This window comes from Lactobacillus amylovorus DSM 20531 (assembly GCF_002706375.1).
Lineage (GTDB): Bacteria > Bacillota > Bacilli > Lactobacillales > Lactobacillaceae > Lactobacillus > Lactobacillus amylovorus.
Map to the genome: position 1 here is coordinate 1,117,219 of NZ_CP017706.1, position 14,426 is coordinate 1,131,644.

Sequence of the window (14,426 nt, forward strand, 5' to 3'; positions counted from 1 at the left end):
AAAGTCTTGGTTCTTTTGGACGTGTAACGTCGCAAAGAAAACGGACTGCTTTACCGCCTATTTATAAGTCTCTTCGAAGTCTGTGGGCACTTGATGCCGAGTTCAGAAAATGAGAATTCATAGGTTGATAAAACTGTTTGTCTTCACTTGGAGGTTAGAATGATGAAACAAAATATTATCTTTGGCATTGATGTTAGCAGTAAATCGTCTACAGTTTGTGTAGTAATTGATCGAATTAAGCAAGGTGAAACCTTTAAGATTACTAATGATTCCTTTGGCTATCAAGATCTATTGGATCGTTTAAATCAATACTTGATCACGCCTTTAGTAGTTTTTGAAGCTACGGGAGTTTATTCATTGAGTTTACAGGCTTTTTTAGAAGATTATCATATCAAGTATTTAAAGCTTAATCCCTTAAAGGCTAAGAAGCTGATGGACAATAATCTAAGGCATAATAAAACCGATAAAGTTGATGCTTATCGGTTAGCTTTAATTCAATTCAATGCGCCACAAAAATTGCGTGCTCCTCAACCTAAGGAATATCATGAACTGCAAAATGCGAGTCGTTATTACGAAGAGCTTACTCAAGCCCTGATAATCAATAAAAATCAGCTCCATCGTAATTTGCAGTCTACTTTTCCTCAGATAGAGAGTATCCTTTCAACTTCATCTGGCAGAGTTTATTGGACGATTGTCAGCTTATTCCCGCATGCCCAATATGTTTTAAATCACAATGAAAACCAGGTCTTTCAAAGTTTGTTGGCCATTTCAGGAATTGGCAGACAAAGAGCTCATTATTTAACAACTAGGCTCTATGCCTTAGCCAGACAAGCTTATCCATATGACAATGAAAGCAGTATTACTATTCGAGCAATTCAGCGTAATATTGCCAATTTGCTTTCTCTAAGTGCCGAAAGAGATAATGTGATCAATTATATGGAAAAGCTTGCTATGCAAGCAAATGCACGGTCTTTGAATATCTATGAGAGTATTCCTGGCATTGCCAAAACTACTGCTGTTAGGTTGGTAGCTGAATTAGGTGATTTAAGACGGTTTGATACTTCAGCCCAAATTGATGCCTTTGTTGGCATTGATCCAGGCCGCTATCAATCAGGTGAGAATAACCAAACATGGCAATCACTTAGCTAGAAAGATTCTTTATCGAACAATTACTCAAATGGAAACTGTCAAAGCTACTCAGCCTTGTCATATCACTGATTATTATGATAAGAAAAAACGATCTTCAAATAGCCGGGGCTATAAGAAAATCGCCATTGCATCAGTTCATAAACTGATACGTACAATGTTTGCTCTTATCAAACATGATCAATTATATGATTACAACGTAGCCACACATAACCAAAGACTTTAGTTGAAATCAAATGATCAACTTCAGTATAACAACCTATGAAAAAACTACAAGTACTCATAGGCTTATTTGTGTTACATATAATTATTAATAAATTTAGTTTTCTAACTTAATTAGCTTCATTCGTACCAATAATTCTAATAAAATAATCTATTAAATTATTGATATTACTTGACTTAAGGTAGAAAAAGAACCAAACAGCCTTTTAATGGTTGCTTGATTCTATTCATTTACTCATTATCAACAGGGTTTGACAAAGAGCCTGATTTTTCAATCAGATCTTTTAAACGTATTTATTAATGCTGACTAGAAGCATAGAAAGCCCAACTTCCTAAGCCTACAATGTCGGCTTCTTTATTGTTTTTCTAAAAACTGTGTGGCAGATATTGTGGGGTAGATGCCTATATATCTGAGAACCTATATTAATTACTCTTTTTTAAATTTTTTATTGCGTTTACTTATTTGATTTTTCTTAGTATCAGGTATTCTTTCATACATCTCATGCGATTTTGCCAATAAACCCATTTGATCACAAATCAAATTTACAAAAGTAAATAACTCTATTACTTGTTCCTTATTTTCAGTTTCATTAATTTGTCTATATCTATCCAATTCATTTTCATGAGCATGTGCATTAGAATTTCCAAAAACTCTAATGTTATCCATCATTTCTGTAATAAATGATGGCATTGTACGACTTAATTGACCTATCATAATGTTTAATGAACTGTTTGCATCTGCTTCCGTATGATTTTTCAATAAAGTTTCTAAAGTGATTCGAATTAATGTGCCAGAGGCTCTCAGTGATTTATTAAATACACTGGCTGCTTCGTTATAAATCTTTTTAACATCTTCTGGCATAGATTCTGAAGGGACTGGCAATATATCAGGTATAGGTGATTCTGGATATATGCATTTCTGCAATAATATCACATTTCTAGCAGTATTAACAGATATACCAGCCTGTGTAGGAGTCGGCACATCCTCTACCATCATTTTATTTTCTACATATATACTCTCACTACCACAATTATTACAAGTAGCTGAATAAAATTCTACACTTCTATTAAGTATTTGTTGATTATTTGAGTCTCCTTTAAAATTATTCTTTTTTGACCAATCGGTTAAAGACACCTTTTTAATACCTTGAGAAGAAGTGTTAAAAATTCTTTTCATATAATGAGATGTGGTTGAACCAGGCTTACAACAAAAAGGGCATCGTAAGCTTCGTTCTCTTCCATCAACAAAAGGTTCAATCTCTTCCATAATCCAATCTTCCCTACTACATCAATTAAGTACATTTACAACTTTTCAGCATATAACATATAGCACATCTATTTATATAAATCCATACGCGTGGTGCTAGTTAAATCGTTCTAGACAATAAGCCAAATTATAAGCTAAAATTGCAATTTCCAACCGGCTTTGAAAGCCTATCAGACTACGTGCTCGATTGTTCTCGGCATTGTAATAGGTCAGAAGCGAAAAGTCGCTTTCAATTGTTCTGCGAATAGCCATCAATTGATGATCATTGTGCTTTTTAGCTCCTGTCATATTTTTACGATATGGTGTCCAAAGTTCGTAACCCATTTGTTTTAGCTGTTGATGCAGTTCTTTGCCTAAATAGCCTTCGTCGCCAAGAAGATAGTAATTAGATGGATGGGTATTTCCCATCAGTTCAACTGTCTCCCTGGCATCATGAACTGATGCCTTTGTTACGACATAATCAAGAATGTAACCGTCATCGCTAACAATGGCATGAACTTTGAAACCATAGAAGTAAATTTTCTTGGTGTCCTTATAACCAATGTTGGCATAACCGCGAAAAATTTTAGCACGATAGTTGCGAATTGGTTGGCAAACAGGTACCGAAAAGCTGTCAATGATCAAGAACTGTCCATTCAGGTCAACCTTTTTATTCATTTCTTGCCGTATCTGATAAATCAATTGCAATAGCTGACGTGAACGCCGATTAAAACGTGAGTGTGATAAACAATTGAAACATTCACAGAATCTTCTTTGTGATTCAATTCCTGTCTTAGCTTGCCAGATAAGTAAAGCCAAAATCAGACTGTCCGTAGTTTTAATTTGATCAATATTTCGCCGATGAGTAAACTCAGCCGGTGCATACAAACGATACCAGTGCCGACAAATTACCACTAAATCTTTAAAACTAACTTGTAAATGGTGGCTAAAACGCTTAAGCTTAAGGCAGTTCAATCAGATCAGACTCTTTTTTTGATACTACAACTTGAGTCTAGTCCGATTGGACTTTTTTATTAACTAAAACGATTTAACTAGCACCATGCGTATTCAATATAACAATTTTACTTTCATCAAGAAGAGAATCTAATCTTTTACGATCAATGTCATTAAGTTAAGACATTGACAAATTATCGACTCAATTTTTAAGATCATTCATTTGCGATTTATCGCATTTGAATGATCTTTTTTTATGTCAAACAAGCCCAAATCTTGTTTAGAAATTAGGCTACACGATATAAATAATATACAGCTGATTTTGGTTTGAAATTTCTTTTGTCTTTTCGTCCTGGTCTGATTGGAATTGTGTAATGACCAATTTGAATAAGAATCTTTTTAAAGATTTTAGTTGAAGAAGAAATTATATACATAGCTTGGATGATAAAGCATGACTGTTTGAAATTAAGCGCATATTGATACTTGCAGTTTTTTTGTGGTATATATGCTTGAGCATCAATTTGACTGACTGCGTTAAACATAATCATGTGGGCATAGATTTCCATTTCGATAAATTTATCCTGCTTGGAGTGAAACTGTACGCTTCCCAAAGCATATTTCAATTTTTTGAATGAAGTTTCAATACCCCAGCGCAAATGGTAGATTTCTTTGATCCTTTTTAAGGGATAATCGGCTCTATTTAGATTGGTTAGAACAACTTCCCATTCTTCTTTGCCTGATTTAGGATCATTAATTCTAAATTTACAAGTGCGAAATTTTATTGTACATAACTCTCCAAAGTCCCAGCTGCCATCTTTGGTATTTTTAGACCGATATTTGATATATTGACGATAATGATGGTTAACAAGATGAACGTTTTCTGTGGCTTTATGGATTTCATAATAATAATTAGAGGTAGTCACCCAGCAAGCTATATCCTTATCACACTCTTGATTAGGCAACTCAGCTATTTCCTTAAATGCGCCATATCCCGTTTTAGTACGTATGACATAATAACAGTTAGGCAGGCGATTACAATTTTCAATCATGTTAAAGCCGGTATAACCTCGATCCATAGTAACTATATATGGTCCGCAATTTAGCTTTTTAAGCATTTGAACGGCGGCTTTACGTTCATCCATCTTTGACTTAGGCTGAAAGATGCAGTCTTGATAAGTATTATTTAACAGGTCATAGAGTGCATTAACATGAATTTGGCAATATGGCTTTCCTTTATGATTGAGATTTCCAACAATATTCTCTGATTTAGGATTCCAGATTTGATTAAAATCAGACCCATCGATGGCAAATATACGATATTTATGATCAAATAACTGGATATTAAACAAATTCTGATTAAATACGGTTAGAATATGCTTAAAACATGCGGGTGAAAGCTGACCTTTGCGTTGGACATAAGCGGAAGTACTGACTACTTTATCGTTATTTTTAATAGCTTTTTGGCCAAAAGCTCTAAACAACTCACTGGTCAAATCTTTTCCTTGCATATTAATAGTAGTTTTAATGACTGTAGCTGCATCTAAAGACCGCTTCCTAGTGAAGGCATGAGGATCATCGATAAAATCATGAATATGCTTTCCAGTATCATTGATAATTTGATCAAGACGATCTAAAATATTTTTATGAAGGGCTTTCATAATTAACACCAGCTTTCTGGCAATAGTTTTGAAGGTTTAATAATTTAATCAGAGGGCGAAAAGGTAGGGTTCTTTTCGCCTTTATTTTATGCAAAAAAAGAACCAAATCATAATGATTCGGTTCTACAGAGATTAGATTCAATTTGTCAATGTCTTAACTTAATGACATTGCTTTTACGATGGTTTCTCTTTTTTTGTTTATGTCTCACTATTATTTTTTTACAGTAGACGTTACCCATTAAAAAATTTAATAAAATTAACCTTGGTTTATACTGATAAACCAAGGTTAATTATGCTTAATAATCCGGCTTTATTAATTTAAAAACTTTATGTTAATCTTCTAGTTAGAGTTTTTTAATATTACTTTATTTTTTAATTCATTTATAGTAATAGCTAACGTTAGAATTCCCATACACAAAGGACATAAAAAATTAGAAGTAGCAGATTCCCCAAATATCATTGGTCCTACAATATTCTGTAATTGTCCTCCCAAATTTATAGCACTTAAATCCAAAGTCAAATATTGAGATCTACTAAATTCAACCATATAAACAGCTAGAGCTGCAGAACTAAATAACTCAGCTATTATTTGAACAATAACTAACAATATTAGTAATATTAAATAAAACTTTTTTGTATTATTAATGTTAGAAATAACTATTCCAAAAAATGATATCCCTAAACAGAATCCAGAAATAATCCAAAAAATATCATAAACTTTCTTTTGAACGGCAATTTTATTTACAAAACCTTGAAAAAGAGCAATAACAATAGTATTACATACAAACGCAGTAGGTGCCATCCATGTTAAGTTAGTAAAATTTTTTACAACTAACAAAGGAATATAAACGTTTAGTAAAGTCCTATGAAATGAAAAAATAAAGTTTTCAATAATCAAATTAAATCTTTTTTTATTTATTAAGGAACTTTCAATTGCTTTAAAAGATGTTAATGGTGAACGCTTAATATTAGCTGACGTTACATCAACATCTTTTAAAGCATAGTTATAAATTAAAACAACTAATATAAAAGAAAAAGCATTAATAATCAAAGCTATAAATAAATTTAATTTAAAAAAACTTATTATTCCACTTATACCAGCACCGATACCATATCCCAGATTAGTTGGTAAAGCCATATTTCCCATTAAAATCGAAGCTTTTTCTTTACTCAACGGTGCAACTATTAAACTTCTAGTTAAAGAGGCTGCGGATCGATCAATTATTCCAAACAAAGTCATAAAAATTAAGAAACTAATATTTCCTTTTATCCCTTGCCATAACAACATTCCAAATGCTCTTAATATATAAGATACCGAAAATATTCTTAATTTTCCTAATCGATCAGCAAGGTATGCAACAGGTACGGAAGCAACCATGCCAGATATTGCTGATAAAGTCAGCCCTATTCCTATCAAAGTTGCACTGACATGACTATTATTCAAAAAGAAAATAGTTGAAATACTAACGAACGAGCCTGTTCCTAAAGAATCTACGCCAGAAGCTAGTAAGGCAGCTCGCTCAATTAATCTTTCTTTATTTATAGCGATCATTTTATTTTGCCACAGGTTGGACAATCTGAAAGTTTAGGGATTGGAATTTTATAATAATCATTTGAAAAACTGGATGCGCAAAGCAGATATCCACGAGCTAAATCTCCTTTTTCCAAGATAATCTTCAAAACTTCATTAGCACCCATTACACCAGCAATACCAGTTCCTATACCCCAAACTGCTACTGGTCCTCTACGACTTTCAGCTAAATCTGGAAATGCACATTGTAAACACGGATCTACTTTAGCATCAAGCATAGTCAGTACATAACCATAGCCATACTGTGCAGAAACATGTACCATAGGGATATTATTATCTACACAATATTTATTGACCATTAAACGTTGTTCTGGACCATCTCCACCTTCTAAAACAATATCATAATTAGATAATAAAGTATTGATATTTTGAGGTGTAACTTTTTCTTCTGAGTCAATTATTTGAATTTCTGGATTTAAATGCCTCAATCTATTCGCAGCAACTTTAGCTTTATATTTTCCAATATCATCAGTGGTATACAATATTTGTCTATTCAAATTACTTAATTCAATTTTATCAAAATCAATGATCTTAATTTTTCCCACTCCAGCAGCTGCTAAATAATAAAGCAACGGTGACTTAACTCCACCAGCACCTACGCTAACTACACTAGCATTACTTAAGCGTTTTTGACCCTCTTCACCTATTTCTGGCATTTGAATTTGTCGATTATATCTAGAATTTTCAAATATCATTTTCTATTCCTTTCTTAAGCAAAAGAGCCTGGATATTTCCAGACCCCCAAAAAAAGCTCTTAAATTAACCGTCACAAGTAACCACACCTACTAATGCAACATTATCAGTCGCATTAATTGTTTGGTTAAACTTGGCTAATTTTCCATTTACTAAAACTCTACATAACTTTCTAGGCTCATTTAACGTGGTATTAAAAATATTATGTTTCAAGTCTTCATCTAAAGATACAACTCTTTGAATCATATCTTTTACTTTTGAACCTAAACGTAAATCATAATCAATATGATTTACTCCCAATCTACCTTCAGCAATACCTCTTAATTGAACAGTAATCATTTGACCTTATCTCTTTTCATTAAAATCAGATTCTAATACTAGACAATGATTATTAATACCGTTTATCCTTACAAATCTGTTTTAAGGATCACAGTATGTGACTTTCTTTATCTTCTTACTAATTTTCAGTTTACTTTAAATAGTGTTTAAAAAGTTTTAACGCTATTTAATAAGCCTCAAATTAACCTAAAAGTACTGGTAATTCCCACCAAATCATTTTTGATGCCCCCCTTTATCTTTATTTGTATTAATAATAAATCAATTAATTAAGATCAAATATTCTTAGTATCATATTTGTTACACATTCTTATTACATACACAATCTATTTAAAATTAATAATCTAAAGAGATACAATTTAAATATTCAAATACGCGTGGTGCTAGTTAAATCGTTTTAGTTAATAAAAAAGTCCAATTAGACTAGACTCAAGTTGTAAGTAATTTAAATAGAAAAGAGTCTGATCTAATTGAACTGTCTCAAGCTTAAGCGTTTTTCTCACCATTTACAAGTTAGTTTTAATCGGTTAAATGTGATTTGTCGCTCGCTATATAAGCTTTATGCGCCTGATGGACTTAAACATCGTAAAAATGTTGATCAGACCATGCTTCCTGATAGTTCTATCTTAGCGATGCTCATTTGGCAAACTGAAATTGGAATTGAATCTCAACGAAGATTCTGTAAATTCTTCGTTGGCTTATCTCATTCTCGTTTTAACCGTCGAGCTCGAATGCTCTTGCCTCTAATTCGTTGTATCCGTCAGGCTTGGAATCAAGAAGTAAAGACAGCTGGAGAATTTTTGATTATTGATAGTTTCCCAGTGCCAGTTTGCCAGCCTGTTCGCAATTATCGTGTCAAGATCTTTCGGGGCGTAGCTGATATTGGTTATAAAGCAACCAAGAAAGTCTATTATTATGGCTTCAAGGTCCACGCAATAGTAAGCGATGATGGCTATCTGCTTGACTATGCAGTTACTAAAGCGTCAGTACATGATGCCAAAGAGACAGTAGAATTGATGATCAATGCTCATCCAGCCAACCATTATCTTTTAGGAGATGAAGGTTATTTAGGCAAAAATCTAGCTACTAATCTAAAGCGCATGGGATATGTGCTTTGGACGCCATATCGTAAAAACATGCAAGGAGCTAGAAGGCATAATGATCATCAATTGATGGCAATTAGAAGAAGCATTGAAAGCGACTTTTCTTTGCTTAGTTATTACAACGCTGAGAATAATCGAGCAAGAAGTCCAGTAGGCTTTCAACAGCGGCTAGAAATAGCTATTTTAGCCTATAATATGGCATATTGTCTAGAACGATTTAACTAGCACCACGCGTACTCAAATTACTAAAAATATAAAAAGCTCTAATTAATCATGTTCATTCTTACCCAACATAATCAATTAGAGTTTTACACATTTACCAAATTTTTATTTAACAATATTTCAATTAGGCCAATTAATAGTTAGCTTTCCATATCCATAATCATTCATATCTGCCTTGATTTTAGTAACTTTTTCTTTATCATTCTTAAATAATGATTTCATATAAATAGCATTTATTCTATATATCATCAAGTGAACATTTGATGATGTTGCATTCGTAATATAGTCAATTATTTCTTCTATATGATTACTATTTTTTCTCATTGGTATCTTTCTTTCATAACAGGTAGCTAAATAATTTTCAAATATTCTTAAATACCTTTCTAACATTAATTCAGTAATATTCTCATTTTTGACTGTAGCCAATAATCGTCCTATAAAAAAATTTAATTCATCTTGCGACCATAATGGCATCGTATTAGCAAAAAGCCTTAATGATTCTGGTCTTTTTGTCCATTTCTGTCCTTCATTAAATTCTATTTTTATTTTCTTTTTAATCCCGTTATCTATCTCATTTAGTTCATTTCTAAAATAAGCAATAGCTACCAATGTTCGTAATTTTATAATCCTATCTCCAGGAACATTCATAATTTTTTTACAGTTTAGTATTAAAGAATCAATATCTTTAGTACTAAATGCATAATCCATTCTTTCTTGCAACTTATTTATAACCCTTCTATTTTTAGTAATATAGGTATCTTGTATAAGTTGACAAAAGTCATCAATTTCAATCTGATGTTTAAATAAGATTTGAAATAAACTTTCTGCATTAATCTTATTTTTCCCACTTTCAACTTTAGCATAAAAAGGTCTGCTAATAATCCCTTCACACATTTGTTGTTGTGTTAATCCGAGTTTTAGACGCTCTACACGTAATGCTTTTCCAATTTTCATAGAATTCCTCAGTAATATACTTAATATAAGATTTCTTCAAAAATATATAATAACTAACAATAATATTCTACTTCAAAAAAGATCTAATTTATAAATATTAATACGCGTGGTGCTAGTTAAATCGTTCTAGACAATATGCCATATTATAAGCTAAAATGGCAACTTCGAGTCTCTCTTGAAAACCTGCTAAACTTCTAGCTCGATTATTTTCAGCGTTGTAGTAAGACAAAAGCGAAAAATCACTCTCGATGGTCCTTCTGAGTGCCATTAAATAGTGCTTATTGTGCTTTTGAGCATTCTTCATGTTTTTACGATATGGTGTCCAAAGCGTATAACCCATTTGCTCTAAGCGTTGATGCAGGTTTTTGCCCAAATATCCTTCATCGCCCAAAAGGTAACGATTGTCAGGATGAGCATTAGTAATCAGTTCTACTGTTTCCTTAGCATCATGAACTGAGGCCTTGGTTACGATATAATCTAGCAAGTAGCCGTCGTCGCTAACAATAGCGTGAACCTTAAAACCATAATAATAGATTTTTCTGGTTGCCTTATAGCCAATATCGGCATAGCCGCGAAAGATCTTTGCTCGACGATTGCGAATTGGCTGACAGACTGGCACAGGAAAGCTATCAATAATCAAAATGTCGCCTGACAGATCTACTTCCTCATTAAGGCCATGTCGAATTAAATAGATCAATGGCAAAAGCATGCGTGCTCTGCGATTAAAGCGAGAGTGAGATAAATTAACAAGCTTTTCACAAAATCTTCTTTGAGATTCAACGCCCAATGAAGCCTGCCAAATAAGCAAGGCCAGAATAGAACTGTCAGATATTTTACATCGATTGATATTCCGTCTTTGCTTTAATGCATCTGGGGCATAAAGTTTGTACAAACAGCGACAAATTATATTTAAACGACTAAAACTAACTTGTGTTAGGATGAGAAAAACGCTTAAGCTTAGGGTAGTTCAATCTAGTCAGACTCTTTTCTATTAATATGTTTACAAGTCGAGTCTAACAAGATTGGACTTTTTTTGTTAACTAAAACGATTTAACTAGCACCACGCGTAAATCCATCAATTGAGATATCAAGCCATAAAATTCATCTGCCCATTTCTTATTATGATCTTCTGTATCAGCTATTTTTTCAAACTGTGATTTAATTTTCTGTTCGTTTACACCTTTTTCATCAAAAAGCTTAAAAAATTTAACCCACCATTTTGCTTCAATTCCTGCAAGCTTATTTTTCATCGTGTCAGAAACCCAATCGTCCATTAATCCGTGTACTCTAGCAACTATACCAAAATTACCACTACTATCATCCTTTGCTATATCAGAATATTTACTTCCTGGATTTGGATATGGATGAGTATCTGGATGAACAACTTTTTTAGCATTAGGATTTCTATGTTCCCAGTAATATGTTCTATAATCAGCGGCGTACTTAGCTTGTTCAATATATGGAATTTCAAGTTTTGGTGTTCCTGAAAGCACGTCAGATAAACTCCAAGGATATACTACTAAAAGATCCCATTCGGTTACTGCATCTGCAGATGCTCTAAATCTAAAAGAAGGCATTTCTTCCTTAGATAATAAATACCATCCTTTTAATTCTATTCCTATTAAAGGAGATTGATCTACGCCTTTCTCTAATCGAACATCCGGAAAACTTTCAGAATATCTTTTAAAAAAATACTCACTATACTTGCCATCTGGATCCCAAATATTTCTCGTATCATTCAAAGCCTGTGTAGTCTGATCTTCAATAGCTCCCCCAAGTAACGTATTCATTGAAAACAAATCAGTTACTGCTACGCCTTTAATATTGACAGGAGACTTAAAATAAATAGGCACCGCATTTAACGCTTTAATTATTCTTTCCCTTAAAATGGTTCTCTCATCACCATCTGGTAATTCATATCTTTCGGGTTTTAAGTCTTTATTCATCAATCACTAAATATTCCTTTTTCATTAAACTCAATACTTGCTTCTGACAGCCTTTCTTCTGCTAATTGTACAAAATTATCATCAATTTCTGCAACATAAGGATATCTACCTAATAAAACAGATGCTACGGATGCTGACGCCAGCCCACCAAAGGGTTCCCAAACTATATCTCCCGGATTTGTAGTTGATCTTACCTGTTCTATCATTAAATCGAGTGGTTTTTGATTTAAATGTGCCGCTGAATATTTAGTCGGTTTATATACCCTAGGCGCGCTTCGTCTCATAGTACCCTTAAGCCGTTCCGCATTTGCTAGCGGAGGTCTACTCCATACATTTGTTATTCCATTCTTATGATGCCAAACCGCTCTTAATTTATCCCAAGATTTAGCATTAACTTTATTTTTACCATCCAATGAAAAATAAGGAATATTTGTTGATTTACCATACTTATTACAATAGTTTGCCATTTTTTCAACTGACTCTCCAGATGGCCAATACCAATGCCAATCTTTAGTTAAATATTTCCTTGTAGCAGCATTTTTTAATCCTGTCGCTTCATTAGCTTTATATAAAGGTAATCCACTCCTACACCATTCATGTCTAAGCCATTCTTTTACACCTAAAGTTTCACCATCACCTGAATTTAAAAATATTTTTCTTCTATATAGTGCTGAAACTTCTGTTACTACTGGTAATTGTCTTATTGTCTTTCCGTTAACATTACCAGCTATATGAGCTAAACCTTTATTCCATATAGCTAATTGAACGAATTCCCAACCTGTTGCTTCTAAATATGGATGCATCGTAGCCCAGCCTATTTCAGTATTCCAAAACCATAAACTAGTGGAAGGTTTAGCTTTTTTAGACCATTCCAAAAGATGGGGCTTATACCATTCATTTAGATCTGAAACATCAGTTACGTCACCATTAAATCCTCTTACGCCATAAGCTCCATCAGATATTATTAGATCAGGAGAAGCCCATTCAGAATATTTTTCTGAAACATTTCCATGAAATAAATTATATAATTTTTTTCCATTTTTCTTAGTCATTCCCATACTTATCAAATCTAAATTACTTATATTCTATTTTACCAATTATTTACTAAATTTAGCATTTCTTCATTTCTATCTTCATCTACATGGACATAAGTCCGCATAAACATCTTTAAAGAATGTCCCAATCTACTTGCCGCCCAAGGATAAGACATACCTGGAGTATTACCTAATTTTGTTGCTACAGTATGCCTACACGTATACATGCTGATATTCAATTCTTGATTATTAATTTCCACTTTCTTACTTAACTGTTTCAACATATCGTTCATGCTTTTTTGAGTAATTGGATAACCTAATGAACACAAATTATAGTCCGTTGTATTCAACATTAACCAATCATTTGAATTAACTAAACTATTTTCTTTTAGAAGTTCTAACTGATGGTGATGAAACTTCTTCAATAACTGCAAAAGTGGTTCAGAAAGAGGGAGGGTTAGTCTAGATTCTCCACGAGGTCTACTCTTCAAATGACCGTTAAGATGTTTTTCTTTTTCATTCCAGGAATCATTTATTTGAAACACTTTAAATTTTCCATCATTAATAATTTGATTCCACTTTAGCGCTTGAATTTCTTGCGGTCTCATACCCGTATCCAATGCTATTAAAATAGCAATCCGTGTAGTCCAATAATTTACTCTACATATTCCTAGTTCTTTATAAATCTCTGCTTTAAGAGCTTCAATTTCACTACTAGTAAAAACATACTTTTTTGTAGCTAAGCTCATTTCATCACGTCTAAAAAATTTAGACAGTGGTTTCATTGGAACGGGGTTTCTCGTAATTCCCACATCATTCAAAGTTGAAAAATATCCCCTCAAATTCTGTAACTGCCTGTCTATCGTGGTATGAGGGGCTACAGTTGTTTTATGCGTCTTAACATAATTTCTAGCGAAATTGCGCATATCTTTTTCCTTAATGTCTTTAACTTTTTTCCTACCGAAATATTGAGAAACAAGTTTAACAGTATATTTCCAATTATCATAAGTAGTAATAGATGACCAGCGTCCCGAAGCTCTCTCTTCTTCAACATAATTATTCAATGCTATCGAAAGTGGCTGATTTAACACATCTAAATTAACTTCTTGACGCGCGCGATATTCAACCCACATTTGTTCTTCCAGTTGCTTTGCTTCACGCTTACTACTTGTCTTAGTTACTCTACTAGGTACGGGTATTGTTTTTCCAGTTTCATTATCAGTCGGCTGAATTCTAACTCTATACTTACCCTCATTTTTTCCTGATTTAATTTGTGTAATTGCCATATTCTTTCTCCAAAAAAGGGGCGTAGCATTTGCCA

Annotated in this window: 11 protein-coding genes and 2 pseudogenes; 2 read left to right on the plus strand and 11 right to left on the minus strand. The window is 33.0% G+C overall.

The window, feature by feature from the left end:
- The first annotated feature begins 159 nt into the window (after positions 1-159).
- Positions 160-1,372 (plus strand): annotated as a pseudogene (locus tag LA20531_RS05815) (IS110-like element ISLhe4 family transposase).
- Positions 1,373-1,795: 423 nt separating this feature from the next.
- Here the strand turns inward: LA20531_RS05815 and LA20531_RS05820 are convergent.
- The 6 genes from LA20531_RS05820 to LA20531_RS05845 form a co-directional block, all read right to left on the minus strand.
- Positions 1,796-2,635: a DUF4145 domain-containing protein gene (locus LA20531_RS05820; RefSeq protein ID WP_007125833.1), complete on the minus strand. Its 840-nt coding sequence runs from the start codon at positions 2,633-2,635 to the stop codon at positions 1,796-1,798.
- Between the two features lie 96 nt (positions 2,636-2,731).
- The gene (locus tag LA20531_RS05825; RefSeq protein WP_099202290.1) at positions 2,732-3,589 is read right to left on the minus strand and encodes an IS982 family transposase; all 858 of its coding nucleotides are present in this window, start codon (positions 3,587-3,589) and stop codon (positions 2,732-2,734) included.
- Between the two features lie 266 nt (positions 3,590-3,855).
- The gene (locus LA20531_RS05830; protein WP_099202292.1) at positions 3,856-5,226 is read right to left on the minus strand and encodes an IS4 family transposase; all 1,371 of its coding nucleotides are present in this window, start codon (positions 5,224-5,226) and stop codon (positions 3,856-3,858) included.
- Positions 5,227-5,566: 340 nt separating this feature from the next.
- Complete coding sequence (locus LA20531_RS05835; protein ID WP_007125835.1) at positions 5,567-6,778, minus strand: MFS transporter; 1,212 nt, start codon at positions 6,776-6,778, stop codon at positions 5,567-5,569.
- Entirely contained in the window at positions 6,775-7,512 is a 738-nt protein-coding gene (locus LA20531_RS05840) for a HesA/MoeB/ThiF family protein (protein WP_007125836.1), read from the minus strand. Before LA20531_RS05840 ends, LA20531_RS05835 begins: the two co-directional genes overlap by 4 nt.
- A gap of 64 nt (positions 7,513-7,576) precedes the next feature.
- Positions 7,577-7,849, minus strand: a complete 273-nt coding sequence (locus tag LA20531_RS05845) for a MoaD/ThiS family protein (RefSeq protein ID WP_007125837.1) — start codon at positions 7,847-7,849, stop codon at positions 7,577-7,579.
- A gap of 467 nt (positions 7,850-8,316) precedes the next feature.
- On the opposite strand from LA20531_RS05845, the gene LA20531_RS05850 reads away from it, so the two are divergent.
- Positions 8,317-9,174, plus strand: a complete 858-nt coding sequence (locus LA20531_RS05850; RefSeq protein WP_056940763.1) for an IS982 family transposase — start codon at positions 8,317-8,319, stop codon at positions 9,172-9,174.
- Between the two features lie 117 nt (positions 9,175-9,291).
- Here LA20531_RS05850 and LA20531_RS05855 read toward each other — a convergent pair whose 3' ends face one another.
- From LA20531_RS05855 to LA20531_RS05875, 5 genes and pseudogenes are all read right to left on the minus strand, one after another.
- On the minus strand, positions 9,292-10,125 hold the full coding sequence (locus tag LA20531_RS05855; RefSeq protein ID WP_007127152.1) for a helix-turn-helix domain-containing protein: 834 nt from the start codon (positions 10,123-10,125) through the stop codon (positions 9,292-9,294).
- A gap of 112 nt (positions 10,126-10,237) precedes the next feature.
- Positions 10,238-11,096, minus strand: a pseudogene (locus tag LA20531_RS05860) (IS982 family transposase).
- Between the two features lie 69 nt (positions 11,097-11,165).
- Complete coding sequence (locus tag LA20531_RS05865; RefSeq protein ID WP_056940691.1) at positions 11,166-12,071, minus strand: hypothetical protein; 906 nt, start codon at positions 12,069-12,071, stop codon at positions 11,166-11,168.
- The gene (locus LA20531_RS05870) at positions 12,071-13,129 is read right to left on the minus strand and encodes a DNA methyltransferase (RefSeq protein ID WP_056940690.1); all 1,059 of its coding nucleotides are present in this window, start codon (positions 13,127-13,129) and stop codon (positions 12,071-12,073) included. The genes LA20531_RS05865 and LA20531_RS05870 overlap by 1 nt, the downstream gene beginning before the upstream one ends.
- Before the next feature lie 32 nt (positions 13,130-13,161).
- On the minus strand, positions 13,162-14,391 hold the full coding sequence (locus LA20531_RS05875) for a tyrosine-type recombinase/integrase (protein WP_056940689.1): 1,230 nt from the start codon (positions 14,389-14,391) through the stop codon (positions 13,162-13,164).
- Between the last annotated feature and the right edge of the window lie 35 nt (positions 14,392-14,426).